The following is a 26,838-nucleotide window of genomic DNA, read 5'->3' on the forward strand; positions in this document are numbered from 1 at the left end:
CCGAATGACGGAAAACCCGCAATTAGATGCCTTATTGGCGGCCTGCCACTGGATCGGTGAGAAGGGCTGGTGTCCGGCGACCGGCGGCAATATGTCGCTGCGCCTTGACGAACAACGCTGCCTGGTGACCGAATCCGGCAAAGACAAGGGCAGCCTGAACGAGCAGGATTTATTGCTGGTGGAAACGGCGAACAACCATGTTCCCAGTGGCCGCACGCCTTCGGCAGAAACCGGCCTGCATACGCTGATCTACCGGCTCTATCCCGCGGTAGGTGCCATCTTGCATACCCATTCGGTCAATGCCACCGTGCTTTCCCGTGTGGAGAAAAGCGCTGCGCTGGTACTGCAAGGGTATGAAATGCAAAAATCCCTCAGCGGCCAGAAGAGCCATCTCGATAGCGTCAGCATCCCCATTTTTGATAACGATCAGGACATTCCGGCGCTGGCTGCGCGCGTAGCGGCTTTTGCCGAGGTAACGCCGTTGCAGTACGGTTTTCTGGTGCGTGGCCACGGCTTGTATTGCTGGGGCAATCAGGTGGCGGAAGCACGCCGCCATCTTGAAGGGCTGGAGTTCCTGTTCCAGTGCGAACTACAACGCCGTTTACTGGAGGCCAAATGATCCGCGCCATCGTCACCGATATTGAAGGCACCACCAGCGATATCCGCTTTGTGCATCAGGTGCTGTTCCCCTATGCCCGTGAGCGACTGGGGGAGTTTATCCGCAGCCATTATAACGACGCTGAAGTGGCGGCACCGCTGGCAGCATTGCGTGAAGAGATTGCCCAGCCGGATGCGGATAATGAACAGCTAATCACTGCGCTTTACCGCTTTATGGATGAGGATCGCAAATCTACCGCGCTGAAAGCCTTGCAGGGCATCATTTGGCGAAGCGGCTACCATAATGGCGATTTCCAGGGGCATCTGTACCCGGAAGTGGCCACACAGTTAGCCGCCTGGCAGCAGCAAGGGCTGACGCTGTACGTCTACTCTTCCGGCTCGGTTGAAGCGCAAAAACTGCTGTTTGGCTACAGCGATGCCGGAGATTTGCAGCCGCTGTTCAGCGGTTACTTTGATACGCACGTGGGGGCCAAGCGTGAAAGTGCCTCTTATCAGAATATCGCCCAGGCTATCGGTCTGGAGCCAACAGAACTGCTGTTCCTGTCCGATATCCATCAGGAGCTGGATGCAGCCCGGCAGGCGGGTTGGCATACCTGCCAACTGATCCGCGATGACGCCGATCCGCACAGCCAGCACCGGCAGGTTAACCGTTTTGATCACATCGAGTTAGGGGAGTTTGTCTGATGAGTGGATTGACCATTTTTAGCGATCAACAGCCGCAGCAGCCATTGTGGCAGAGCCAGGATGCGCAGGCTATCCAGCAGCAGTTAGCGCAGATTGGCGTGCGTTTTGAGCGTTGGCAGGCAGATCGCGAACTGGGGGACAACCCGCAGCCGGAAGCGGTGATCGCCGCCTATCAGCATGAAATCGACCGGTTGGTGGCAGAAAAGGGCTATCAAAGCTGGGATGTCATCAGCATGCGGCCGGATAACGCCCAGCGTGAAGTGCTGCGGGAGAAATTCCTGGCCGAACATACCCATGGTGAGGATGAAGTGCGCTTCTTTGTGGCAGGGGCGGGGCTGTTTTGCCTGCATCTAGAAGGGAAAATCTTCCAGATCCTGTGTGAGAAGAACGATCTGATCTCGGTGCCAGCCAACACTCGCCACTGGTTTGATATGGGTTCGGCACCCAGTTTCACCGCCATCCGCGTATTCGATAACCCGGAAGGTTGGGTAGCCCATTTCACCGGCGACAAGATTGCCGCAGCCTATCCAACATTAGATTGAGTCCATACAGCCCCTCACCCCAACCCTCTCCCACAGGGCGAGGGAGCTGGTACGGTGTCGTGGTCAAGTTTCGCGCTCGAACCAATAGCGAACTCGATCGGTCCCCTCTCCCTGTGGGAGAGGGCTAGGGTGAGGGTATCGTTATGCCAATGCCCGCTGAAAAACACCGTCGGCAACCTGCTCTGGCGTAATGACGCCGCTATCCAACACCCAGCCACTGATCAGCGCCGCCGGAGTGACATCGAATGCCGGATTGTAGGTTGGCGCGTTGAGCGGTGCCCACTGGCAGGAACCAAAGCTGCCGCTGACGCCGGTGATTTCCTCGGCTGCCCGCTGTTCGATCGGAATGGCTGCACCGTTCGGGCAGTGGGGATCGTGCGTGGTATGCGGGGCAGCAACGTAAAACGGGATGCGGTGATAATGGGCCAGCACCGCCAGGCTGTAAGTACCGATCTTATTGGCCACGTCGCCGTTGGCCGCAATACGGTCAGCGCCGACCCAGACGGCATCGACCTGGCCCGCAGCCATCAGGCTGGCGGCCATTGAATCGCAGATCAAACGGTAAGGAATGCCTAACTCACCCAGTTCCCAGGCGGTGAGTCGGCCCCCTTGCAGCAACGGACGAGTTTCATCGACCCACACCTGAGTAATCTTGCCCTGCTGATGTGCACGCAGCAGAACGCCAATTGCCGTACCTACGCCCGCTGTCGCCAGTCCTCCTGTGTTGCAATGGGTGAGCAGACGACTACCTGGTTTCACCCACTCGGCACCGTTATCGGCAATGCGATCGCACAAGATCCGATCTTCCTCTACCAGGCGCAGCGCTTCCTCGGTCATTGCGCTCGCCCAATCGGGCTGTGCCAACGCCTGCTTCATGCGGTCCAGATTGTTCATCAGATTTACCGCCGTAGGGCGTGAAGCGCGCAGCGTCTGCAACGCCTGTTCCAACTCGCTCTGCGACAGGCCACGCTCGGCCAGCAGGGCTAGTAACAGGCTGGCAGACAGCCCGATCAACGGTGCGCCACGCACACGCAGGGCACGGATATGCCCAACCAGTTCGTCCACGCTATCGCAGGGCAGCCAACACTTTTCCTGCGGCAGGGCTTGCTGGTCGAGGATCCACAGGCGGTTATCTTTCAGGTCCAGGCTGGTGGTGTTAAATGCTTGCATCGGTGGTTAAATCCTTGTGTCTTTCTTATTGCATCTGTGAACCCATTCTGCCAACATGACATCCGGATGTATAGACGTCCAAACGCTTTTGCGTCTAAAAATAAAAAAATCATCGCTACGGGAAAGAACAGAGGGGTTGGGGGATGTCACAATATCGTACGTTTACTGCTGCCGATGCCGTTGAATATGCGCGTCAATATGGGCAACTGGCCGAACCGCAGGCGCTGGTGAGTGCCGATGAGATCGGTGATGGCAATCTCAATCTGGTATTTAAAATCCGTGATGGCGACGGCGTCAGCCGGGTGATCGTCAAACAGGCGCTGCCGTACGTACGTTGCGTGGGGGAATCCTGGCCGCTGACGCTGGATCGGGCGCGTATCGAAGCGGAAACGCTACTGATCCATGGAGCGCTGTGCCCGCGCCACACGGTCAAGATCCTGCATCACGATCCTGAGCTGGCGGTGATGGTGCAGGAAGATCTCTCCGACCACCACATCTGGCGCAGTGAGCTAGTCAAAGGACGTTACTACCCGCTGGCTGCTGGCCAACTGGCGGAGTATCTGGCACAAACCCTGTTCCACACCTCTGATTTTTACCAGACCGCGCAGTTGAAAAAGGCGGAAGTCAGCCGCTTTACCAACCCGGAGCTGTGTCAGATCACCGAAGATCTGTTCTTTAGCGATCCCTATCAGGATCACGAACGCAACCACTTTGATGAGGCGTTGCTGCCGCAGGTACTTGAGCTTCGCAATGACGCGGCGCTCAAGTTAGCGGTGGCTGGGCTGAAACACCGTTTCCTGAGCAAGGCCGAAGCGTTGCTGCACGGTGATATTCACAGCGGTTCGATCTTTGTTGCCGAAGGCAAGCTAAAGGCGATCGATGCTGAATTTGGTTTCTACGGCCCTATTGGTTTTGATATTGGCACCGCAATTGGCAACCTGCTGCTGAACTATTGTGGTTTACCGGGGCTGTTCGGCCCGCGTGATGCGGCGGCCGGGCGTGAACAACGGTTGCAGGATATCCGTGAGCTGTGGCTGATCTTTGCCGACCGTTTTCTGGCGCTGTGCCATCAACATAGCCGCGATGCAACGCTGGCGCTGCCGGGCTATGCCGAGCAGTTCCTGCAACAGGTCTGGGCCGATGCGGTGGGCTATTGCGGCACGGAACTGATCCGCCGCACTATCGGGCTGGCTCACGTGGCCGATCTGGACAGCATTACCGATGCAGAAATGCGTGTCGAGTGCCAGCGTAGTGCCCTCAATCTGGGCCGTGTGCTGATCGTCAATGCGCCGCACATTGCCCATATTGATGCCTTGCTGGCGCGTATCCGCCAACACGGCTGAGGTTAACTCTGCAATGAAGAAGGGGCGATCCATTACGGTATCGCCCCTTGGCATTTACGGTCAGTGACCGTTATGCGGCTTCAGTCTGCTGCTGGCGTTTCTCCAGCTTTACTGGCTGTTGCGCCGCTAACGCGTCCGGCGCAAAGTCATCGACGTTAATCGAACGCAGACGGCTTTCTTCCGCTTTCACCAGGATCTTGGCTTCGTCGGTGCTGATTTTGCCTTCATCCAGCGCGCGTTGTGCCAGACGATCGAGGCGGGTAAACGGCAGGTTTTTACCGGCTTGTTTACACAGACGCTGGTGGATAGGTTCTGCGGCGATCACGTCCAACAACGCGGCTTCCAGCAGGCCAACCGGGTTATGCTCGCTTGGCGTCAGATATTGACCACGGCCAATGCGGCTACGGGTGGCTGAAGGCTGCTGAATAATCTTCGCCAACTGGTGATCCAGCTTATCCGAAGGTGCGGTGTGCACGCGGCCGAATGGGAACACGACCAGACGCATCGCCCCAGCGATAAAGCGGTTCGGGAAGTTGCGCAGCAGGTCATCCAACGCTTGCTCCGCCTGGTTCAGGCTGTCTTGCACGCCCCAATGAACCAGTGGCAGATCTTCCTTCTGACGCCCTTCATCCTCAAAACGTTTCAGCGTGGCCGAGGCCAGGTACATCTGGCTGAGTACGTCACCCAGACGGGCTGAGATACGCTCGCGGCGCTTCAGGCTGCCGCCCAGTACGCCCATCGAAACGTCAGACAGCAACGCCAGGTTGGCGCTCAGGCGGTTTAGCTGTTGATAGTAGCGGCGCGTAGCATCCTTGGTTGGCGTGCTGCTGGTGCGGCCGTTGGTCAGGCCGAGCCACAGGCTGCGCATCTTGCTGCTGCCAACGTGGCCGAGGTGGCCGAACAGTGCCTGGTCGAAGGTGTGCAGATCGTTGTTCTGAGCTGCCGCCATTTCGGTCAAGACGTAAGGATGGCAGCGGATCGCCCCTTGGCCGAAGATCATCATGGTACGGGTCAGGATATTCGCACCTTCCACCGTGATGGCGATGGGTGCGCCCTGATAGGCACGGGCCAGGAAGTTGGCTTTACCCAGCATGATGCCTTTACCGCCGGTGATATCCATCGCATCGATGATGGCCTGCTGACCGCGGTGGGTACAATGGTATTTGACGATGGCAGACAGCACCGCAGGTTTTTCGCCCTGCATCAACGCATAGGTGATCAGCGAAGCGGCGGCATCCATCACGTAGGTGTTACCGGCAATACGTGCCAGCGGCTCTTCAATCCCTTCCATCTTGCCGATAGAGATTTTGAACTGGCGACGAATATGAGCGTATGCACCGGTCGCCAGAGCGACAGACTTCAAGCTACCGGTCGAGTTGGATGGCAGGGTGATGCCACGGCCAACCGACAGGCATTCAACCAGCATCCGCCAGCCCTGACCGGCCATTTTTGGCCCGCCAATGATGTAATCGATCGGCACGAATACGTCATTACCGCGCGTTGGACCATTCTGGAACGGCACGTTGAGCGGGAAGTGACGGTTGCCGATCTCGACTCCTGGGGTGCTGGTTGGGATCAACGCACAGGTGATCCCTGGGGATTCGTTATCGCTCAGCAGGCGGCTCGGGTCATGCAGCTTGAAGGCCAGCCCCAGCACGGTGGCGATCGGTGCCAGAGTGATGTAGCGCTTGTTCCAGGTCAGGCGCATGCCCAGCACCTGTTTGCCTTCCCATTCGCCCATGCAGACGGTACCTACGTCCGGGATGGCCCCGGCGTCGGAACCCGCTTCCGGGCTGGTCAGTGCGAAGCAAGGAATTTCATCGCCACGTGCCAGGCCTGGCAGGTAGTGATCTTTCTGTTCTTCAGTGCCGTAATGTTGCAGCAGTTCGCCTGGGCCGAGGGAGTTAGGCACGCCGACGGTGATCGCCAAAATACCTGAGACACCTGCCAGTTTTTGCAGAACGCGCGCCTGAGCATAAGGGGAGAATTCCAGCCCGCCGTACTCTTTCTTGATGATCATCGCGAAGAAGCGGTGTTGTTTCAGATAGGCCCACAGCTCCGGCGGCAGATCGGCCAGCTCATGAGTGATTTGGAAGTCATCGGCCATGCGGCAGGCTTCTTCAACCGGGCCGTCGATAAAGGCTTGTTCTTCTTCTGTCAGCTTAGGCTGCGGATAGTTGTGCAGCTTGTTCCAATCCGGGTTGCCGCGGAACAGATCGCCTTCCCACCAGGTGGTCCCGGCGTCGATGGCTTCTTTTTCCGTGGTGGACATTGGTGGCATCACTTTGCGGAAAGCGCGCAGTGCCGGGGCAGAAAGCAGTGAGCGGCGCAGTGAAACGACGTTCAGCGGCAGCAGCACGATTGCCAATGGGACCAGCATCCAGTAAGTCCACAGGCCGATAGCGCCCATGGCTGCAGTATAGGCCAGCAGCAGCAGACTGCTGAGAGCCAGATTCACTCGGTGATAAAACACCACACCAATGAGTGCGAGGAAGATAACGATACTAAGAACCATCATAAGAAGCTCCGAAGTAGTAAGAGGTCTGACCTGTTGTGTATATCTAATGGTTTTAGTCCATACCACTTTTTTTATCAATGTATTTACACTTTAATTACAACTTAAGTCACAAACTGACAGCATCAATTGTCAAAAAACGTTCGGGTCGTTTCACACTAGCGTTGTTTGTGTCGCAATGCTTCTCGGTTTTTCTGCAATCCGTTACACTGCGAGACGAAAGATTGACGATGCCACCGCACAACAAGAGGCGATCTCTATGTACCATGATTTAATTCGCAGTGAACTGAATGAAGCGGCTGATACCCTGGCGAAATTCCTCAGCGATGATGCCAACATTGATAACATCCAACGCGCGGCAGTGCTGTTGGCGGACTCTTTTAAAGCCGGTGGGAAAGTGATCTCCTGTGGTAACGGTGGCTCGCATTGTGATGCGATGCACTTCGCGGAAGAACTGACAGGCCGTTACCGTGAGAATCGCCCTGGTTATCCTGCCATCGCGATTTCTGACGTTAGCCATTTGTCCTGCGTCAGTAACGATTTTGGCTATGACTATGTATTCTCCCGCTACGTGGAAGCCGTGGGTCGTGAAGGCGACGTCTTGTTGGGGATCTCCACTTCCGGCAACTCTGGTAACATCATTAAAGCCATTGAAGCGGCCCGCGCCAAAGGGATGAAAGTGATCACCCTGACCGGTAAAGACGGTGGCAAAATGGCTGGTAGTGCCGATGTGGAAATCCGCGTGCCGCACTTTGGCTACGCCGACCGTATTCAGGAAATTCATATCAAAGCGATCCACATCTTGATTCAACTGATCGAAAAAGAGATGGTGAAGGCGTAAATCAGCAATAAATGTAGGGCGTGGCATCAGGCTGCGCCCTTATACCCGTCGTATTTCAAGCTGCAGCGTTGTTACCTGCGTGCGTGAGCCCCAGTCACTTACCTTAAGTAAGCTCCTGGGGACACACGCACTTGTCGCCTAGCTGCAACTCGAAATTCATAGGGTATATATCTAATGTCAGTAGTCCTCAAGGGGTGGCAATCGATGTGTGAACTGCTCGGGATGAGCGCCAACGTACCAACCGACATCTGTTTTAGCTTTACCGGGCTGGTACAGCGCGGTGGCCGAACCGGGCCACATAAAGATGGTTGGGGCATTACCTTCTATGAAGGCAACGGTTGCCGCACATTCAAAGATCCCCAGCCAAGCTTCAATTCCCCTATTGCCCGCCTGGTGCAGGAATATCCGATCAAGTCCTGTGCCGTGGTCTCCCACATTCGTCAGGCTAACCGCGGTGAAGTGGCGCTGGAAAATACCCATCCCTTTACCCGTGAGCTGTGGGGCCGCAATTGGACATATGCCCACAATGGCCAACTGAAAGGCTATCGCCAGTTGGCAACCGGTAACTTCCGCCCGGTGGGGCAGACCGACAGTGAATATGCCTTCTGCTGGCTGTTACATCAGCTGGCGTTGAAATACCCGCGTACCCCTAGCAACTGGCCTGCCGTGTTTCGCTATATTGCGTTATTGGCCGACCAACTGCGGCAGAAAGGGGTGTTCAATATGCTGTTGTCTGATGGGCGCTTTGTGATGGCCTATTGCTCCACCAACCTTTACTGGATCACCCGGAGAGCACCTTTTGGCAAAGCCACGCTGCTCGATCAGGACGTAGAGATTGATTTTCAGCGGCAGACCACGCCAAATGATGTGGTCACGGTCATTGCGACCCAGCCGCTGACAGGCAATGAAACCTGGCACAAGATTGCACCAGGCGAGTTTGCGTTATTTCACTTCGGTGAGCGGCTTGCTGCGGGCGAATGGGTTGGTGTTAGTCTCAAGCGTTGAGGCATATTGCGTTGGCTGACCGCTGCCAATCACCGGCTGTGCCAACACATATTGGCCGTTGGCCACGCTGACCAGCGGCGGCTGACGGTTTTTGACGAAGTAGTCATAGCCCGGTTTCAACTGACGCCAGAAGCTGATGTAGGTCGATGAGCGGTGGCGTTGCAGGTTCTGTTCGGTCATGCGGAACGGATAAATGCTGATATCCACCCGGCTTTGCCCGTGAGCAAATGCCGCTTCAACGTAACGATAGATATCGTCCATATAGGCGTTGGTCATCGCGTAGCAACCGATCGATTTGCATTCCCCGTGGATCATCAGATAGGCGCCGGAATATCCCTGCGATTTATCGTAATCATTCGGGAAACCGATATTGATGGCGCGATAATATTTGCTGTCTGGTTTCAGATGGCGGGTATCGACGCTATAAAAACCTTCAGGGCTTTTGAAATCCCCTTCACGGCGTTTCGGGCCAAGCCCGCCGGAGAAGTTGCAGATAGAGAAGCTATTCACCAGGCGGAATTCGTTGCCCATCTTGGCATACAGCTCCAACTTGCGTTCTTCTTTGAATATCTGGATATAGACCGGCGAACCTAATAATTGCTGTGCAACCACGGGCGTCTGGGGAGCCGGGGCGGGTTCACTGGCGCTGCAAGCCGTGATCAGCGGCGTACAAAATAGCATCGCAAACAACAGCGCGATTTTGCTCATTATTGATTTATCCTGCTTATATTTATTTGCTGATATAGCTAACGCCACCAGCATGCCACTGACGAGTTACCACATTAAACCACGTCAGATTACCAGCGTGTTTTTTTTTCGCAATACGACAAGTGTATAAAAAAACTACAATCATCGGTAAAAGTGAAATGAGCCGCAGTTTTTAACGAATAGTGTCAAAGGATAACAGGCGGTTAATTGCATTTCCTCGACTCAGGTCACTAGATAGCACGGAAAAATTCCGTCGAAAATGTTAATATCTTGCCATGCTGCGTCGTTATTAATCGGTAATCAATGCGTGGATATTGTGTGAAATAGCATCAATACCGCCATCGTTTACAGCAATGTTTTAACATTCTGCAGTATTGGTTTACTCACCGGCCTGGGTGTTAACGGTCAGAGTGAATATTTCAAGTTGGGCATGAGGTCATCGTGTTCATCCTGAGTGGGCCAAGGCCACCTCATCATCCGGCATGGTCTGTGCCAGCCTCTGGGCGGGTAGGACGTGTGAAAATTTAAAACATCGTATAAATCCTATGATCAAAATAAGAAAAGGGTTGGATCTGCCAATAGCTGGGGCACCTTCGCAGGTGATCCAGAATGGCCCAGCGATCACCAAAGTGGCGCTGCTCGGCCAGGAATATGTTGGTATGCGCCCCTCCATGTTGGTACAGGTTGGCGATCGCGTTAAAAAAGGCCAGGCGCTGTTTGAAGACAAGAAGATCCCCGGGGTTTTCTTTACGGCACCGGCCAGCGGGCAGATCGCTGCTATCAATCGCGGTGAACGCCGCATGCTGCAATCGGTCGTCATTGAGATCGACAACGATGGCGAAGAGCAGGTAGAGCTGGCTTATTATCAGCAGGCTGACTTGCCGATGCTGGAGCGCCAACAGGTCGAAAGCGATCTGATCGCCAGTGGCCTGTGGACCGCACTACGTACCCGCCCGTTCAGCAAAACCCCTCATCCAGGCACCTCACCGCGCGCTATTTTTGTCAGCGCTATCGATACCCAGCCGTTGGCGGCCGATCCGTTGGTGATTATCAACGAGCAACTGGCGGCATTTAACGCCGGGCTGACGGTATTGGCACGTCTGACGGAAGGCAAGGTCCATGTCTGCCATGCGGCGGGCACGCGGCTGGATACGGCTGCCGGAGCACAGATTGGTTACAGCGAGTTTGCTGGCCTGCACCCTGCGGGACTGGTAGGGACGCATATTCACTTCCTGGAACCGGTCAGCCTGAAGAAAACCGTTTGGCATATCGGTTATCAGGACGTGATTGCCATCGGTACTCTGTTCACCACCGGCAAGCTGGATACCCAACGCGTAGTTGCTCTGGCGGGGCCACAGGTGGAACAACCGGTGCTGCTGCGTACCCGTTTGGGGGCCAGCCTGGATGAACTGACGGCGGGCCGTCTGAAGGCCGGTGAGAACCGGGTCATTTCCGGCTCGGTGTTGAGCGGCTTCCATGCCAGCGGCCCGAGCGCCTGGCTGGGTCGTTTCCACAACCAGGTTTCAGTGTTGCTGGAAGGGCGGGAGAAAGAGCTGCTGGGGTGGATCACGCCAGCGCCGGATAAATTCTCCATCACCCGCACCACGCTGGGCCATTTCCTCAAACACAAGCTGTTCGCTTTCTCCACCACCACCAACGGCGGTGAGCGTTCGATGGTGCCGATCGGCAATTACGAGCGGGTGATGCCGCTGGATATCCTGCCGACCCATCTGCTGCGCGATTTGCTGGCGGGCGATACGGACAGTGCCCAGGCGCTGGGCTGTCTGGAGCTGGATGAAGAAGATCTGGCGTTGTGCACCTTCGTTTGCCCCGGCAAGTATGAATATGGCCCGGTGCTGCGTGAAGTGCTGACCAAGATTGAGCAGGAAGGATAACCGATGGGCCTGAAGAATTTTTTTGACAAGATTGAGCATCACTTCACGCCGGGTGGCAAGCTGGAAAAGTGGTACCCGCTGTTTGAAGCGACGGCGACGGTGTTCTATACGCCCGGCACGGTAACGCGCGGGGCTTCGCACGTGCGTGATGCCATCGATCTGAAACGCATGATGATCCTGGTATGGCTGGCCGTGTTCCCGGCGATGTTCTGGGGCATGTACAACGTTGGCCAGCAGACTATCCCGGCGCTGCACCACCTGTACAGCGGCGATCAGTTGCAACAGGTGCTGGCAGGGGATTGGCATTACTGGCTGGCACAGATGCTGGGGGCCACGCTCGACGCCGATGCTGGCTGGATCAGCAAGATGGTGCTCGGTGCGACCTACTTCGTCCCGATCTACGCGGTGGTATTCCTGGTTGGCGGTTTCTGGGAAGTGGTGTTTGCGATGGTACGCAAGCATGAGATCAACGAAGGCTTCTTCGTCACCTCGATCCTGTTTGCCCTGATCGTGCCGCCAACCCTGCCGTTATGGCAGGCTGCACTAGGTATCAGCTTTGGTGTAGTCGTCGCCAAGGAGATCTTCGGCGGTACCGGGCGTAACTTCCTCAACCCGGCGTTGGCGGGGCGTGCCTTCCTGTTCTTCGCCTACCCGGCGCAGATATCTGGCGATCTGGTGTGGACGGCGGCTGACGGCTTTTCCGGCGCGACACCGCTGGCACAGTGGAGCGTAGGTGGAGCACATAGCCTGACCAACGTCACCACTGGCCAATCCATCAGTTGGATGGATGCGTTTATCGGCAATATCCCTGGCTCGATCGGTGAAGTTTCGACCCTGATGATCCTGATCGGTGGGGCGATTATCCTGTTTGGCCGTGTCGCCTCCTGGCGCATCGTGGCCGGCGTGATGATCGGCATGATCGCCACTGCGTATCTGTTCAACGCTATTGGCTCCGCCACCAACCCGATGTTTGCCATGCCCTGGTATTGGCATCTGGTGCTGGGTGGTTTTGCCTTCGGTATGGTCTTTATGGCAACCGATCCCGTTTCCGCCTCGTTTACCAACAAAGGGAAGTGGTGGTACGGCATCCTGATCGGCGTGATGTGCGTGCTGATCCGGGTGGTCAACCCGGCCTATCCGGAAGGCATGATGCTGGCGATCCTGTTCGCCAACCTGTTCGCACCGCTGTTCGATTATCTGGTGGTGCAGGCTAACATCAAGCGGAGAAAAGCACGTGGCGAATGAATCAAAAAATGACAGCTTTGGCAAAACGCTGCTAGTAGTGCTGCTGCTGTGTCTGGTGTGTTCTGTGGTTGTCGCGGGTTCCGCCGTCGGGCTGCAATCCAGACAGCAGGAACAGCGTCTGCTGGATAAGCAGCGCAACATTCTGGACGTGGCTGGCTTGCTGCAACCGGGAATGACCGGCGAGCAGGTGAAAGCGGCCTTTGGCAAACGCATTGAACCGCGCTTGCTGGATCTGGACAGCGGTGAGTTTGTGCCTGGCGATGCGACTTCCTTCGATCTGGCCGCCGCATTACGCAGCGATGCCAAGAGCCGGGCGTTGACTGCTGAGGAAGATCTGGCCGGTATCCGCCGCCGTAGCAATCAGGCTGAAATCTACCTGGTGCGCGACGAAAACGGCGCGGTGAGCAAGATTGTGCTGCCGGTCTACGGCACTGGCCTATGGTCGATGATGTACGCCTTTGTGGCGCTGGATGCCGACGGCAATACGGTGCGCGGGCTGAGCTTTTACCAACACGGTGAAACTCCTGGCCTGGGCGGCGAGATCCAGAACGCCAGCTGGCGCGCGCAGTGGATCGGCAAGCAGCTGTTTGATGACAGCGGCAACCCGGCCATCCGCATCGTGAAGGGCGGAGCGCGGCAAGGGGATATCCACGGTGTGGATGGCTTGTCCGGCGCGACGCTGACGGCCAACGGCGTACAGCATACGTTTAATTTCTGGTTGGGCGAGCACGGTTTTGGCCCATTCCTGCAGAAAGTTCGTGAAGGAGCGCTGAAAAATGGCTGATTCCAAAGAGGTTAAACGGGTCCTGTTGGGGCCGCTGTTTGACAATAACCCGATCGCGCTACAGGTGCTGGGCGTCTGTTCGGCCCTGGCGGTGACCACCAAGCTGGAAACGGCGGTGGTGATGACCATTGCGGTCACCCTGGTCACCGCGTTTTCCAGCTTCTTTATCTCGCTGATCCGTCACCATATCCCCAACAGCGTACGTATCATCGTTCAGATGACGATCATCGCCTCGCTGGTAATTGTGGTCGATCAGTTGCTGCGCGCCTATGCGTTTGAAATCTCCAAACAGCTTTCGGTATTCGTCGGACTGATCATCACCAACTGTATCGTGATGGGCCGTGCCGAGGCGTACGCCATGAAGTCACCGCCAATTGAGAGCTTTATGGACGGTATCGGTAATGGGCTGGGCTACGGCGTGATCCTGATCCTGGTGGGCTTCCTGCGTGAGCTGGTGGGCTCGGGCAAGCTGTTTGGCATTACGGTGCTGGAAACGGTACAGAACGGCGGCTGGTATCAACCTAACGGCCTGTTCCTGCTGGCGCCGAGTGCGTTCTTTATCATCGGCCTGCTGATTTGGGGATTACGTTCCCTCAAGCCAGCACAGATAGAAAAGGAGTAACCGCCGATGGCTCACTATATCAGCCTGTTTGTGCGTGCGGTGTTCGTTGAGAACATGGCACTGGCGTTCTTCCTGGGGATGTGTACCTTCCTGGCGGTGTCGAAGAAGGTCTCGACCTCGTTTGGCCTGGGGATTGCCGTCACCTTGGTGCTGGGCATCTCGGTACCGGTCAACAATCTGGTTTATAACCTGATCCTGCGTGATGGGGCGCTGGTGGAAGGCGTCGATCTGAGCTTCCTCAACTTCATCACCTTTATCGGTGTGATTGCGGCACTGGTGCAGATCCTGGAGATGATCCTCGATCGCTTCTTCCCGGCGCTCTACAACGCCCTGGGGATCTTCCTGCCGTTGATCACGGTGAACTGTGCCATCTTCGGCGGCGTGTCGTTCATGGTGCAGCGTGATTACAACTTTATGGAATCCGTGGTGTATGGCTTCGGCTCCGGCACCGGCTGGATGCTGGCGATCGTTGCCATGGCGGGGATCCGCGAAAAACTGAAGTATGCCGATGTGCCAGCCGGACTGCGTGGCCTGGGCATTACCTTTATTACCACCGGATTGATGGCATTGGGCTTTATGTCGTTCTCCGGCGTCCAGTTGTAAAGGCAGGAAGCATTTATGGAAATTATTTTAGGCGTGGTCATGTTTACCTGCATCGTGATGGTGCTGGCGTTACTGATCCTGTTTGCCAAATCCAAGCTGGTGAACACCGGTGACATTGCCGTTGAGGTTAACGGCGATCAAGACAAAAGCTTTACCGCTCCGGCGGGGGATAAGCTGCTCAATATGCTCTCCAGCCAGGGGATCTTCGTCTCCTCGGCCTGTGGCGGCGGCGGCTCCTGCGGCCAGTGCCGGGTGGTGATCAAAGAGGGCGGTGGTGATATTTTGCCGACCGAACTTTCCCACATCAGCAAGCGTGAAGCCAAAGAGGGCTGCCGTCTGGCTTGCCAGGTTAACGTTAAGCAGAACCTGAAAATCGAACTGCCGGAAGAGATCTTCGGCGTGAAGAAATGGGACTGCGAGGTTATCTCCAACGATAACAAGGCAACCTTTATCAAAGAGCTGAAGTTGCGTATTCCGGATGGGGAAGATGTGCCTTTCCGCGCTGGGGGCTTTATCCAGATCGAAGCGCCTGCGCATGAAGTGAATTATGCCGATTTTGACGTGCCGCAGGAATACCGTGGCGACTGGGATAAATTCAACCTGTTCCGCTATCGTTCGGTAGTAAAAGAGCCGACGGTGCGCGCCTATTCGATGGCCAACTACCCCGATGAGAAAGGCATCATCATGCTCAACGTGCGTATCGCTACGCCGCCGCCGAGCAACCCGGACGCACCGCCGGGCATTATGTCTTCCTACATCTGGTCGCTGAAAGCCGGGGATAAGGTGACGATCTCCGGGCCGTTTGGTGAATTCTTTGCCAAAGACACCGACGCCGAGATGATCTTTATCGGCGGTGGGGCCGGGATGGCACCGATGCGTTCACACATTTTCGATCAGTTGAAGCGCCTGAAGTCGAAGCGCAAAATTACCTTCTGGTACGGTGCACGCTCGTTACGCGAAATGTTCTACGAGGACGACTTCAACCATCTGCAAGAAGAGAATGAAAACTTCACCTGGCACGTAGCGCTTTCCGATCCGCAGCCAGAAGATAACTGGACGGGGTACACCGGCTTTATTCATAATGTCCTGCTGGAAAATTATCTGCGGAACCATCCAGCGCCGGAAGATTGTGAATTCTATATGTGTGGGCCGCCGATGATGAACGCGGCGGTGATCAAGATGCTGAAGGATCTGGGCGTGGAAGATGAAAACATCATGCTCGATGACTTTGGCGGTTAAATGCGAGCAGCGGGCGGCAATGGAATGAAGGTATGGATGATGGCGGCGGCGCTGGCCGCCGCAGTGTTGCTGACCGGTTGTAAACCGCAGCAGGAAAACCTGCGTGGCAAGACCATGGGGACCTCCTATTCGATCAGCTATCTCCCTGGGGAGGGGACGCCTTCTGCGGCAACGCTGCAACAGGAGATCGACAAACAGCTGGTGCAGGTCAACGATCAGATGTCGACCTACCAACCGGATTCCGAACTGAGCCGCTTTAACGCAAGCCGGGAAGTGGATAAACCTTTCCCGGTTTCTGCTGCCACCACGGAAGTGGTGCTGGAAGCGCTGCGTATTAACCGCGTTACCGACGGTGCACTGGATGTGACCGTTGGGCCGCTGGTGAACCTGTGGGGCTTTGGCCCGGAAGGGCGACCGGACAAAGTACCGAGCGCCGCCGAGCTGGAACAGCGCCGTAATTGGACCGGGATCGACAAGCTGGCGGTTGAGGGCAATGCGCTGGTGAAGCGTATTCCTGAACTGTATGTCGATCTCTCCGCCATTGCCAAGGGCTACGGGGTTGATGCGATTGCTCATTACCTCCAATCGCAGGGCGTCAAAAATTACATGGTCGATATCGGCGGGGAAGTCCGCACCCGCGGCCATAACGGCGAGAAGAAGCCATGGCGCATTGCCATCGAGCGGCCAACTGCCGGGGTGGAGAAGCAGGCGCAACTGGTCATCGAACCGGGCGAGATAGCGATGGCCACCTCAGGAGACTACCGTAATTACTTCGAACAGGACGGAGTGCGCTATTCTCATACTATCGATCCGTTCACTGGCAAACCGATCCGCCACCATCTGGTGTCGATCACGGTGATCAGCCCACTGTGTATGACGGCAGATGGACTTTCCACTGGATTGAACGTCATGGGGCCGGAGCGCGGTATGGCGTTGGCCAACCTGCTGGGGATCCCGGTGTTTATGATCGTGAAAACCGCCAAAGGGTTCGAAGAACGTTATTCCGACGCGTTCAAACCCTATCTGAAAAAAGCGTTGTGAGGCCGTTATGTTGACGATGTTTGCTGCATCCTTTGTGCTGTTTCTGCTGGTGGTCGGCGGGATGTCGCTGGGCTATGTGTTCAAGCGCAAAACCTTGCAGGGCAGCTGTGGCGGTATTACTGCGCTGGGGATGGAGAAAGTCTGCGATTGTCCGGAACCCTGCGATGCGCGTAAAAAGCGCATGGCCAAAGAAGCGCTACGCCGCGAAATGCTGGAAAAGCATCGTATTCTCTAGTCACTCAGGATCACAGCCCCTCACCCCAACCCTCTCCCAAAGGTCCAGCATCGTGGATTAGCCTTTGCTCCGTAGGGGCGCTGCATGCTGCGCCCGTGTTAAGGCCAGGTGCAGGTGCTAATTTGTGGTACGTTCGGTGCCCTCTCCTTTTGGGTGAGGGGGTCACTCGTCTAAACTCTCCATCTTGAGCTTTTAATAATTAGCTGTATACTTATACAGTATTATTGGAGGCTCGATGCGTAAAATCATTCATGTCGATATGGACTGCTTCTTCGCCGCAGTAGAAATGCGCGACGATCCCAGCCTGCGTGATATCCCGTTAGCGATCGGTGCCAGTGCCGATCGGCGTGGCGTGATCAGCACCGCCAACTATCCGGCGCGCCGCTATGGCGTACACAGTGCTATGGCAACCGCCACGGCGCTCAAGCTTTGCCCTCATTTGAAGCTGTTACCGGGGCGTATGGCGGCCTATAAAGAAGCCTCGCAGCATATCCGTGAAATTTTTGCTCGCTATACCTCGCTGGTAGAACCGCTCTCACTGGATGAAGCCTATCTGGACGTGACCAACAGCACCCAATGCAACGGCTCCGCCACGCTGATCGCCCAACAGATCCGCCAGGAGATTGCGGATGAATTGAACCTGACCGCGTCTGCGGGCATCGCCCCCATCAAATTCCTGGCCAAAATCGCCTCCGAGTTAAATAAACCCAATGGTCAATATGTGATCACACCTGCCCAAGTGCCAGCCTTCTTGCAGCAACTGCCATTGAGTAAAATTCCTGGCGTCGGCAAGGTCACCGCCAAACGGCTGGAAGAGGTGGGGCTAATTACCTGTGCCGATGTGCAGAACTATAATCTGGCCGCCTTGTTAAAACGTTTCGGTAAATTTGGTCGGGTGCTGTGGGAGCGCTGCCAGGGTATCGATGAGCGCGAGGTTTCCCCAGATCGTTTACGTAAGTCGGTTGGCGTTGAGCGGACGCTGGTCGAAGATATCCATGATTGGCAAGAGTGCGAAACGCTAATCGTCGAAAAACTCTACCCGGAGCTGGAAATGCGTTTGCGCAAGGTCAAGCCGGATCTGCACATTGCCCGGCAAGGGGTGAAGCTGAAGTTCCAGGACTTCCAGCAAACCACTCAGGAGCACGTTTGGCCGGTGCTCAATATTGAGGATTTGCTCAACGTTGCCCGTCAGGCCTGGCAGGAGCGGCGGGAAGGACGTGGTGTAAGGCTGGTGGGCCTGCATGTGACGCTGCTGGACCCCCAATTGGAGCGGCAATTGGTACTGACGTGGTGAGGTGAAAAACGAGTGTGTTTTATGCACTATCGCCGGTACAATCAACGCCTAATTTTCGGGTTAACCCCCAACAGGGAAGCAGTATCAATGGACACGACTCAGCAAAAGCTCGTAATAAAATGGACCTGGGCAGATCTCCAAAGCAGCTATCGGTTCTGGGGGCTGGTTTTTTATTTTGTGTTTTTCGCCTCTAGCCAATCGATCTTGAATATCAACTCCGCGCTGTATCTCAAGCAGTATACCGACCTGTCCTATTCGCTAATCGGTATTGCATTTTCAGCACAACAGGCAGGTTTTATTCTCGGCTTCATATTGGCCTGGATGGCTAGCCGAATGAAAACCTACTATCTGCTGTATTTGTTTAGCGCATTCTATCTGTTGGGCATCTCGCTGCTCTGTTTTTATTCTGACAACGTCTTTTGCCTGGTTGCCGGGGAGGTAATGATAGGGCTGGCGGTCGGCGCTATATTACTCACTATCCCTGCTTTTATTGGCGGTGCGGTTGGCAGTACAGAGGCTTTTGTCCTGGCATTTGGATTGATGGTGACGTTGAAATGGTTGAATAATATCTCTACTGCGCCTTTATCTGGCTGGCTTTGGGATAGGGATCTGTTGCTGGGAAATCCATCATACTTCTTTGCTGTGCTGGCCACCCCGATGATTATCGGCACATTATTGTTGTTACCGATAAAAGCACAGCTATTCAATGTGGCACCGCCAGTGCGTCAGGTAGCACCCATTGCACCGATATACCGCAATCCTGCCATTACCTTCCTGCTGTATTTTGTGCCGTTTTACAATATTTACTGGTTTGTACAGATCCATGCAGAAATCAGAAACTACAGCCAATCAGCGACGTTACTCACGCCAAGAGGGGCAGGATGGTCGGCTTTTGCTACATCCATTGTCACACCAGCAATTTTCTCCACGCTGAATGATAATCTGCGGACGATAATCGAAAGCCATGGACAGACGGCCAGGTATAAAACTTGGTTGATTATTCTGTTTGCTTTTCTGCTGCCGCCGGTGAGTGCTGCGCTGATACAGTCGCAGATGAATGAAATCAACGGTAACCTGGCCAACAGCTAACTATAAAGGGGCGCAGTATCATGCTGCGCCCGTCAATATTACCCGCGTTCAGGGATGGCTTTCAGCAGTGCGGTCAACAGCGTCCAGTATTGGCCCACGCTGGCGATATGCACTTGCTCATCCGGCGAGTGTGGCCCGGTGATGGTTGGCCCAATCGACACCATATCCATATTTGGGTAAGGCTTCTTGAACAAACCGCACTCCAGCCCTGCGTGGATCACCATGATGTTTGGCGTCTTGTTGAACAGCTTCTGGTAGGTTTCGCGTACCAGTTGCATTACCGGCGAGTGAGCATCTGGCTGCCAGCCTGGGTAGCCGCCTTTCGGTGCTACTTTGGCGTTGGCCAACTGGCCTACGGCAGTCAGCATTTCCACCACATAGTCTTTACCGCTGTCGATCAAGGAGCGGATTAGACAAATGATCTCGGCTTCATGCTCGCTGGTGGTTACCACACCAACGTTAAGCGAGGTTTCTACCACGCCTTTCACTTCGTCGCTCATGCGGATCACACCGTTCGGCGTGCCGTTGAGCAGCGCCACAAAGCGGCTCTGGCAGTCTGCGGTGAGCGCCTGCAAAGCGCTGGTGGCTGGCTCAAGCAGAACGGTAATGTTCTTCTCTTTGGCAGACAGCTCGTTTTGCAGCGTAGCCAGGAACTGTTGGCTCAAGGCCTTCAGCGCATCGGCTTTGGCGGCTGGGACAGCAACCACGGCAGAAGCTTCACGCGGGATGGCATTGCGCAGCGTACCGCCGTTCAGCTCCAGCAGGCGCAGGTCTAGCTCTGCCGTGTGGGCAAACAAGAAACGTGCCAGCAGTTTGTTGGCGTTGCCCAGGCCATGATGGATATCGGCACCTGAGTGGCCGCCTTTCAGCCCTTTCAGGGTCAGCTTCAGCGTTTGATAACCGGCTGGCAGCGCTTCACGTTGCAGCGGCAGGGTGGTGATGAAATCAATCCCCCCTGCGCAACCCATGTAGATTTCGCCTTCTTCTTCGGAGTCGGTGTTGATCAGGATGTCGGCTTGCAGCCAGTTTGGCTGTAGGCCAAAGGCACCGTCCATCCCGGCTTCTTCCGTCATGGTCAGCAGCACTTCCAGCGGGCCGTGCTCTACGCTGTCATCGGCCAGCACCGCCAGCGCAGACGCCATACCGATGCCGTTATCGGCACCCAACGTGGTACCGCGTGCCTTGATCCACTCGCCGTCGATATAAGGCTGGATCGGATCTTTGGCGAAATCGTGTACCGTATCGTTGTTCTTCTGCGGCACCATATCCAGGTGCGCTTGCAGCGCTACCGGCTTACGGTTTTCCATACCCTTGGTGGCAGGTTTACGCAGCAGAATATTGCCGACCTGGTCGCGCTCGGCATGCAGGTTCTTTTCTTTAGCCCAGTCGAGGATGTGCTGCGCCAGCGCTTCTTCATGGTAAGAAGGATGCGGGATCGAGCAGATCTTGGCGAAAATATCCCACAGCGGCTGTGGCGAAAGTTGAGACAATTCAGACACTATAAGTCTCCTGTGACAGCATTTTCAGCAGGGAGTGAATGCTGTGCGGTTAGGGTGAGTAGCTATCTGTGCTTCAGGCACGTAAGCCAGAGAATATCATTTTATTCTGGCCTGTGCGCGTCTCGTATGACGCAGTTTACCGGCTTGGGTTCCCCGTCTTACGGGCGCTGGCGGATAATCGCGATCTCAGTCACCACAAAGATAATCAGAGGAAAAACGCATCAATCCCTCGGTTCAACTGGTATTCATCGCGCGCAGTCTCTATAATCTCGCGCAACCTTTTTTCCCCCTGAACTACTGAGTAAGCCACATCTATTGCTGGCTGGGACACCATTCTATGAGCGAAAAATACGTTGTTACCTGGGATATGTTGCAAATGCAAGCGCGCAAACTGGCTCACCGCCTGCTGCCTGCCGATCAATGGAAAGGCATTATTGCCGTAAGCCGTGGCGGCCTGGTGCCTGCTTCGCTGCTGGCACGTGAGCTGAGCATCCGTTATGTGGATACCGTCTGCATCTCCAGCTATGACCATGACAACCAGCGCGAAATGAAGGTGCTCAAGCGCGCCGAGGGTGATGGCGAAGGCTTTATCGTGGTTGACGATTTAGTGGATACCGGCGGCACCGCGAAAGCGATCCGCGACATGTATCCGAAAGCCCATTTCGTGACCATTTTCGCCAAGCCTGCTGGCCGCCCACTGGTTGACGATTATGTGGTTGATATCCCGCAGGACACCTGGATCGAGCAGCCTTGGGATATGGCAGTGACCTTCGTGCCACCGATCGGCGGCCGCTAAGCTCCAGCCTCAAACGCCCGGCATCACCGGGCGTTGTTGTTTATGCAGTGGTTTCGTCAAATTCGGTAAATTCCCCGCCTTCTATCCCCAGAGTTAGGTACAATGGCCCTAGATATCCCGGCTATTCAAGCCTTGATGTAAGTCTCTGGAGGCTGTTGTTACCATGGCACAGGCCAACCTTTCTGAAGTACTGTTCAAACCCTCATTTAAACACGTCGAGACCTCGACGCTAGTCACGCGCGCCCATCATGCGGTCGGTGCCGATATGCACTCCGCGTTGGAAGGGGACACCGACGGCAACTGGTATCGCATGCTCAATCATCTGCTGTGGACCTGGCGCGGCACCGATCCGCTGGAGATCAGCGAAGTGTTGGCGCGCATTGCGGCCTCCAACGCAGAACATAGCGACGATCACCTGCTGGATACCGTGGTTGGTTACCGTAATGGCAACTGGATCTACGAGTGGGTACGTCAGGGGATGCAGTGGCAGCAGCGGGCGTTGGAGCAGAAAGATCCGCTGGTCGGCGGGCAGTATTGGCTGAATGCCGCCAACCTCTACAGCATTGCCGGTTACCCGCATCTGAAAGGGGATGAGCTGGCAGAGCAGGCAGAGGTGCTGTCCAATCGAGCCTATGAAGAAGCCGCATTGTTGCTACCGTACCAGCTTAAAGAGCTGGAGTTCGCCATCGAGGCGGGGAGTTCGATCACCGGCTTCCTGCATATGCCAGATAACGGCCAGGCACCGTACCCGACGGTGCTGATGTGTGGCAGCCTAGACACCTTGCAGACCGACTATCACCGCCTGTTCCGTGATTACTTGGCCCCACATGGCATTGCGATGTTGACCATCGATATGCCGTCTATCGGCTCATCCTATAAGTGGAAGCTGACGCAAGATTCCAGCTTCCTGCACCAACAGGTATTAGCACAGCTGCCTTCCGTGCCTTGGGTTGACCATACGCGCGTCAGCGCCTTTGGTTTCCGCTTTGGGGCCAACGTGGCGGTTCGCCTGGCTTATCTGGAGTCACAGCGCCTGCGCGCAGTGGCTTGTGTAGGGCCAGTAGTGCATAGCCTGCTGTGTGAGGCGAAATGCCAGGACCATGTGCCGGATATGTATATGGACGTGCTGGCCAGCCGTATGGGCATGTCCAACGCGTCTGACAGCGTGCTGAAAACCGAGTTGAACCGCTATTCACTGAAAACTCAGGGGCTACTGGGCCGCCGTTGCCCAACGCCGATGCTGTCTGCCTATTGGGAACGCGATCCGCTCAGCCCAAAAGAAGAGTCGCAGCTGATCGCGTCTTCTTCACTGAGTGGCAAGCTGATAACCATCCCGCGCACGCCGGTTTATCAGAGTTTCCATCAATCCTTACTGCAAATTTGTGATTGGCTAAGAGATAAAATGCGCTAACTAGTTGCTAATTTTTAACAGTTTGTTAAAAAGGGTGGACTACATTGTGGAGGTTGAGAAATGACGCTACCGAGTGGCCACCCTAAAAGCCGACTAATGAAACGCTTTGCCAGCCTGGGACCTTACCTGCGCGAAGGGCAATGTGAGAACGACCGCTTTTTCTTTGACTGCCTGGCAGTCTGCGTCAACGTTAAGCCAGTGCCGGAGAAACGCGAGTTTTGGGGCTGGTGGATCGAACTGCAGGCCGATAAATCTCGTTTCACCTACAGCTACCACTTTGGTTTGTTTGACAAAGATGGGCATTGGAACGAGGAAAAGATTAAAGATGCTGAAGTGAAAGAGAAGCTGGAAACCACGCTGCGCGTCTTCCATCGCCGCTTGGGTGAGCTGCTGACCACCCTGGAACTGACGCTGGCACCGGCCGATGATTTCATTGAGCAACCGATAAAACTCTCCGCCTAGATCATTTCCCCCGCATATTTACACCGAAATCGCGTTGTGCCTGTTGGCATAACGCGTCTCTCCTGTTACAACGTCATGCATTCCTTTTAACTCCAACGGCAGAAATATTATGAACGGCAGCCAGACATTGGTTGTGAAATTGGGCACCAGCGTGTTGACCGGCGGTTCGCTGCGTCTGAACCGTGCCCATATTGTCGAACTGGTGCGCCAATGCGCCCAGCAACATGCTGCGGGTCACCGCATTGTTATTGTTACCTCTGGGGCGATTGCTGCCGGGCGTGAACACCTGGGCTATCCTGAACTGCCCGCAACCATCGCTTCCAAGCAGTTGCTGGCGGCAGTGGGGCAGAGCCGGTTGATCCAGCTGTGGGAGCAGTTGTTCTCGATCTACGGTATTCATATTGGGCAGATGCTGCTGACGCGTGCCGATCTGGAAGACCGCGAGCGCTTCCTCAACGCGCGTGACACCATGACCGCGTTGCTGGACAATCGTATCGTTCCGGTGATCAATGAGAACGACGCAGTTGCCACGGCAGAAATCAAAGTCGGCGACAACGATAACCTGTCGGCACTGGCCGCTATCCTGGCCGGGGCCGATAAACTGCTGCTGCTGACCGATCAGCAGGGCTTATATACCGCCGATCCGCGCAATAACCCGGAAGCCGAATTGATCCGCGAAGTGCACGGCGTTGACGATGCGCTGCGTGCCATTGCGGGCGACAGCGTTTCCGGTTTGGGGACTGGCGGGATGGGCACCAAGCTACAGGCGGCCGACGTGGCTTGCCGCGCAGGTATCGATGTGATTATCGCCGCCGGTAGCAAGCCTGGCGTGGTAGCCGATGTGATCGAAGGTAACCCGGTGGGCACCCGTTTCCATGCGCTGGAAACCCCGTTGGAGAACCGTAAACGCTGGATCTTTGGTGCGCCGCCTGCGGGTGAGATCACCATTGACGATGGCGCGGTAGAAGCCATGATGGCCCGTGGCAGCTCGCTGCTGCCGAAGGGGATCCGCGATGTTAAAGGCGATTTCTCACGCGGTGAGGTGATCCGCATCCGCAATCTGGCGGGGCGCGATCTGGCTCATGGCGTCAGCCGTTACAACAGCGATGCCATGCGCATGATCGCCGGGCACCACTCGCAGCAAATCAGCGAGATCCTGGGCTATGAATATGGCCCGGTGGCCGTGCATCGCGACGATATGATCGTAAGTTAAGGAGTAAACATGCTCGAGCAGATGGGGAAGGCCGCCAAGCAGGCTTCCTGGCAGTTGGCGGTACTGAGCACGGCGAAAAAGAATCAGGTGTTGGCGGTGATGGCCGACATGCTGGAAGCTCGCAGCGAAGAGATTCTACAGGCGAACGAGCAGGACATGACGCAGGCGCGTGCCAGCGGGATGAGTGAAGCGCTGTTGGATCGCTTACTGCTAACTCCTGCACGTTTGGCGGCGATCGCCAACGATGTGCGCCAGGTTTGCCGCTTGAACGATCCGGTTGGCCATGTACTGGACGGCAACCTGCTGGACAGCGGCCTGAAGCTGGAGCGTCGCCGAGTGCCACTCGGGGTGATCGGCGTGATCTATGAAGCACGCCCCAACGTCACCATCGACGTGGCCAGCCTGTGCCTGAAAACCGGTAATGCGGTGATCTTGCGCGGCGGCAAAGAGACGCACCACACCAATCAGGCGACGGTGAAAGTGATCCAGCAGGCGTTGGAACAGTGCGGTCTGCCGGCGGCGGCGGTGCAGGCGATCGAAAGCCCGGATCGTGAGTTGGTCAATGAACTGCTGCGTATGGATCGCTATGTCGATATGTTGATCCCACGGGGTGGGGCCGGACTGCATAAGCTGTGCCGCGAGCAATCGACTATTCCGGTGATCACCGGTGGTATCGGCGTGTGCCATATCTATGTCGACGACAGCGTGGACTACGACAAGGCGCTGACCGTTATCGAGAACGCCAAGATCCAGCGGCCAAGTGCCTGCAACTCGGTTGAAACCCTGCTGGTTAACCGCACTATTGCCAACAGTTTCCTGCCAGCGTTAAGCGCGCGTATGGCCGCTGTTGGTGTAACTATGCACGCCAGCGATAACGCCATGCCGTTGTTGCAGGAAGGGCCAGCGAAGGTGGTGGCGGTTGCCGCAGAAGATTACGACGACGAATGGTTATCGTTAGATCTGAACGTGACGCTGGTGGATGATATCCATCAGGCTATCGACCATATTCGCACGCATGGCACCAGCCATTCCGATGCCATTCTGACGCGCTCGCTAAGCAACGCCGAGTATTTTGTCCGCGCGGTGGATTCCTCTGCGGTGTATGTCAATGCCAGCACCCGCTTTACCGACGGTGGCCAGTTTGGCTTGGGGGCCGAAGTGGCCGTCAGCACCCAGAAGCTGCATGCGCGTGGCCCGATGGGGCTGGATGCGTTGACGACCTACAAATGGATTGGCTACGGCGACGATTTGGTTCGTAGCTAAGCTCTAGATCTGGTTATTGCTACCAAGGGGCGCAGTGTGCAAATACTGCGCCCTTGTTGCTTCTGGCAGTCATGCAGCAAAAGGGGATACATCAAAAAATCTTTAGCATACGGTCCCCTTATCACGCCGTGGTTAACCAAAATATAACGAAAAGTTGAACATTTTTTTGGAAAATCAGTGCTACATTTTTGTTGTTTTTCATTAACCAACAGGCAGAAAAATGAACAAAATCACTGGTCTCATCTTTTTATCTTCCCTTGCGACGGTTCCGGCAGCATTCAGCGCTCCTCTGGGGACGCTCAGCGTGCATATATTAAATCAACAAACAGGTCTTCCCTCGCCGCATGTTGCAGTCATCCTGGAAAAACAGCAGGGCGACGGCTGGGCAACGTTGGCAAGCGCAAAAACCGACGATGATGGCCGCATCAAATCCTTGTTTCCGCAGGAGCAGGATATGCAGCCTGGGACTTATAAAGTGACCTTTAAAACCGGCGATTATTTCAACAGCCAAAAGTTGGGATCTTTCTTTCCGGAAATTCCGGTGCTGTTTACCGTGAGCCGGACCAACGAGAAACTGCACATTCCTTTACTGCTGAGCCAATATGGCTATTCAACCTACAAAGGCAGTTGAGCCCCAAGTTTTTTTGGAATGTCTTTCCTTAACTTCATTGTTAAGTGTCGGTATAGCCTGTCAGGCTATATATAGTGGCACACTGATACT

At 55.5% G+C, this 26,838-nt stretch carries 26 protein-coding genes; 22 read left to right on the plus strand and 4 right to left on the minus strand.

Features of this window, described 5'->3' with window-relative positions:
* Positions 1-4 precede the first annotated feature (4 nt).
* Genes U869_RS0115200 through U869_RS0115210 form a run of 3 tightly spaced genes read left to right on the plus strand, consistent with a single transcriptional unit; the run spans position 5 to position 1,844 of the window.
* Positions 5-619 carry a methylthioribulose 1-phosphate dehydratase gene (locus U869_RS0115200; protein WP_025121784.1) on the plus strand — a complete coding sequence of 205 codons (615 nt, stop codon included), beginning with the start codon at positions 5-7 and terminating at the stop codon, positions 617-619.
* Positions 616-1,302, plus strand: a complete 687-nt coding sequence (mtnC, locus tag U869_RS0115205; RefSeq protein ID WP_025121785.1) for an acireductone synthase — start codon at positions 616-618, stop codon at positions 1,300-1,302. Before U869_RS0115200 ends, mtnC begins: the two co-directional genes overlap by 4 nt.
* On the plus strand, positions 1,302-1,844 hold the full coding sequence (locus U869_RS0115210) for an acireductone dioxygenase (protein ID WP_025121786.1): 543 nt from the start codon (positions 1,302-1,304) through the stop codon (positions 1,842-1,844). The genes mtnC and U869_RS0115210 overlap by 1 nt, the downstream gene beginning before the upstream one ends.
* Positions 1,845-1,985: 141 nt before the next feature.
* Here the strand turns inward: U869_RS0115210 and mtnA are convergent, their stop codons facing one another.
* On the minus strand, positions 1,986-3,014 hold the full coding sequence (gene mtnA / locus U869_RS0115215; protein WP_025121787.1) for an S-methyl-5-thioribose-1-phosphate isomerase: 1,029 nt from the start codon (positions 3,012-3,014) through the stop codon (positions 1,986-1,988).
* Positions 3,015-3,157: 143 nt separating this feature from the next.
* Between mtnA and mtnK the strand changes: the two genes are divergently transcribed.
* Positions 3,158-4,357: an S-methyl-5-thioribose kinase gene (mtnK, locus tag U869_RS0115220; RefSeq protein WP_025121788.1), complete on the plus strand. Its 1,200-nt coding sequence runs from the start codon at positions 3,158-3,160 to the stop codon at positions 4,355-4,357.
* Positions 4,358-4,427: 70 nt separating this feature from the next.
* On the opposite strand, the gene fadE is transcribed toward mtnK, so the two are convergent.
* Positions 4,428-6,875, minus strand: coding sequence for an acyl-CoA dehydrogenase FadE (gene fadE / locus U869_RS0115225; RefSeq protein WP_025121789.1), 2,448 nt, complete (start codon positions 6,873-6,875; stop codon positions 4,428-4,430).
* A 256-nt stretch (positions 6,876-7,131) separates the two neighbouring features.
* On the opposite strand from fadE, the gene lpcA reads away from it, so the two are divergent.
* A complete protein-coding gene (lpcA, locus tag U869_RS0115230; RefSeq protein ID WP_025121790.1) occupies positions 7,132-7,713 on the plus strand; it encodes a D-sedoheptulose 7-phosphate isomerase in 582 nt (193 codons plus the stop codon).
* A gap of 204 nt (positions 7,714-7,917) precedes the next feature.
* Positions 7,918-8,718, plus strand: coding sequence for a class II glutamine amidotransferase (locus U869_RS0115235; RefSeq protein WP_025121791.1), 801 nt, complete (start codon positions 7,918-7,920; stop codon positions 8,716-8,718).
* On the opposite strand, the gene dpaA is transcribed toward U869_RS0115235, so the two are convergent.
* The gene (dpaA, locus tag U869_RS0115240) at positions 8,656-9,426 is read right to left on the minus strand and encodes a peptidoglycan meso-diaminopimelic acid protein amidase (RefSeq protein ID WP_025121792.1); all 771 of its coding nucleotides are present in this window, start codon (positions 9,424-9,426) and stop codon (positions 8,656-8,658) included. The genes U869_RS0115235 and dpaA overlap by 63 nt on opposite strands.
* Positions 9,427-9,971: 545 nt before the next feature.
* Between dpaA and U869_RS0115245 the strand changes: the two genes are divergently transcribed.
* The 10 genes from U869_RS0115245 (at position 9,972) to U869_RS0115290 (ending at position 19,473) form a co-directional block, all read left to right on the plus strand.
* Positions 9,972-11,321 carry a Na(+)-translocating NADH-quinone reductase subunit A gene (locus tag U869_RS0115245; RefSeq protein WP_025121793.1) on the plus strand — a complete coding sequence of 450 codons (1,350 nt, stop codon included), beginning with the start codon at positions 9,972-9,974 and terminating at the stop codon, positions 11,319-11,321.
* A 3-nt stretch (positions 11,322-11,324) separates the two neighbouring features.
* A complete protein-coding gene (locus U869_RS0115250) occupies positions 11,325-12,566 on the plus strand; it encodes an NADH:ubiquinone reductase (Na(+)-transporting) subunit B (protein WP_025121794.1) in 1,242 nt (413 codons plus the stop codon).
* Positions 12,556-13,350 carry a Na(+)-translocating NADH-quinone reductase subunit C gene (locus U869_RS0115255; protein WP_025121795.1) on the plus strand — a complete coding sequence of 265 codons (795 nt, stop codon included), beginning with the start codon at positions 12,556-12,558 and terminating at the stop codon, positions 13,348-13,350. The genes U869_RS0115250 and U869_RS0115255 overlap by 11 nt, the downstream gene beginning before the upstream one ends.
* Positions 13,343-13,972, plus strand: a complete 630-nt coding sequence (locus tag U869_RS0115260) for an NADH:ubiquinone reductase (Na(+)-transporting) subunit D (protein ID WP_021181926.1) — start codon at positions 13,343-13,345, stop codon at positions 13,970-13,972. Before U869_RS0115255 ends, U869_RS0115260 begins: the two co-directional genes overlap by 8 nt.
* Before the next feature lie 6 nt (positions 13,973-13,978).
* Positions 13,979-14,575 (plus strand): NADH:ubiquinone reductase (Na(+)-transporting) subunit E, encoded by a 597-nt coding sequence (gene nqrE / locus U869_RS0115265; protein ID WP_021181925.1) that lies wholly within the window; start codon positions 13,979-13,981, stop codon positions 14,573-14,575.
* Between the two features lie 15 nt (positions 14,576-14,590).
* Positions 14,591-15,814 carry an NADH:ubiquinone reductase (Na(+)-transporting) subunit F gene (nqrF, locus tag U869_RS0115270; RefSeq protein WP_025121796.1) on the plus strand — a complete coding sequence of 408 codons (1,224 nt, stop codon included), beginning with the start codon at positions 14,591-14,593 and terminating at the stop codon, positions 15,812-15,814.
* A 24-nt stretch (positions 15,815-15,838) separates the two neighbouring features.
* A complete protein-coding gene (locus U869_RS0115275) occupies positions 15,839-16,855 on the plus strand; it encodes an FAD:protein FMN transferase (RefSeq protein ID WP_232785366.1) in 1,017 nt (338 codons plus the stop codon).
* Between the two features lie 7 nt (positions 16,856-16,862).
* A complete protein-coding gene (gene nqrM, locus U869_RS0115280) occupies positions 16,863-17,090 on the plus strand; it encodes a (Na+)-NQR maturation NqrM (RefSeq protein ID WP_024483649.1) in 228 nt (75 codons plus the stop codon).
* Positions 17,091-17,325: 235 nt separating this feature from the next.
* The gene (gene dinB, locus U869_RS0115285; RefSeq protein ID WP_025121798.1) at positions 17,326-18,384 is read left to right on the plus strand and encodes a DNA polymerase IV; all 1,059 of its coding nucleotides are present in this window, start codon (positions 17,326-17,328) and stop codon (positions 18,382-18,384) included.
* A gap of 87 nt (positions 18,385-18,471) precedes the next feature.
* On the plus strand, positions 18,472-19,473 hold the full coding sequence (locus U869_RS0115290) for an MFS transporter (RefSeq protein WP_025121799.1): 1,002 nt from the start codon (positions 18,472-18,474) through the stop codon (positions 19,471-19,473).
* A gap of 38 nt (positions 19,474-19,511) precedes the next feature.
* Here U869_RS0115290 and pepD read toward each other — a convergent pair whose 3' ends face one another.
* Positions 19,512-20,972, minus strand: a complete 1,461-nt coding sequence (gene pepD / locus U869_RS0115295) for a beta-Ala-His dipeptidase (RefSeq protein WP_025121800.1) — start codon at positions 20,970-20,972, stop codon at positions 19,512-19,514.
* A gap of 337 nt (positions 20,973-21,309) precedes the next feature.
* On the opposite strand from pepD, the gene gpt reads away from it, so the two are divergent.
* The 6 genes from gpt (at position 21,310) to uraH (ending at position 26,748) form a co-directional block, all read left to right on the plus strand.
* Entirely contained in the window at positions 21,310-21,768 is a 459-nt protein-coding gene (gene gpt / locus U869_RS0115300; protein WP_021805588.1) for a xanthine phosphoribosyltransferase, read from the plus strand.
* 163 nt (positions 21,769-21,931) lie between these two features.
* The gene (frsA, locus tag U869_RS0115305) at positions 21,932-23,179 is read left to right on the plus strand and encodes an esterase FrsA (RefSeq protein ID WP_025121801.1); all 1,248 of its coding nucleotides are present in this window, start codon (positions 21,932-21,934) and stop codon (positions 23,177-23,179) included.
* A 60-nt stretch (positions 23,180-23,239) separates the two neighbouring features.
* On the plus strand, positions 23,240-23,641 hold the full coding sequence (crl, locus tag U869_RS0115310) for a sigma factor-binding protein Crl (protein WP_025121802.1): 402 nt from the start codon (positions 23,240-23,242) through the stop codon (positions 23,639-23,641).
* Positions 23,642-23,750: 109 nt separating this feature from the next.
* On the plus strand, positions 23,751-24,854 hold the full coding sequence (gene proB / locus U869_RS0115315; protein WP_025121803.1) for a glutamate 5-kinase: 1,104 nt from the start codon (positions 23,751-23,753) through the stop codon (positions 24,852-24,854).
* 9 nt (positions 24,855-24,863) lie between these two features.
* Entirely contained in the window at positions 24,864-26,117 is a 1,254-nt protein-coding gene (gene proA, locus U869_RS0115320; protein ID WP_025121804.1) for a glutamate-5-semialdehyde dehydrogenase, read from the plus strand.
* Between the two features lie 220 nt (positions 26,118-26,337).
* The gene (gene uraH / locus U869_RS0115325; RefSeq protein ID WP_025121805.1) at positions 26,338-26,748 is read left to right on the plus strand and encodes a hydroxyisourate hydrolase; all 411 of its coding nucleotides are present in this window, start codon (positions 26,338-26,340) and stop codon (positions 26,746-26,748) included.
* Positions 26,749-26,838 lie beyond the last annotated feature (90 nt).

Origin of the sequence: Serratia sp. H1w, assembly GCF_000633355.1 — a bacterium.
Taxonomy (GTDB): Bacteria; Pseudomonadota; Gammaproteobacteria; order Enterobacterales; family Enterobacteriaceae; genus Chania.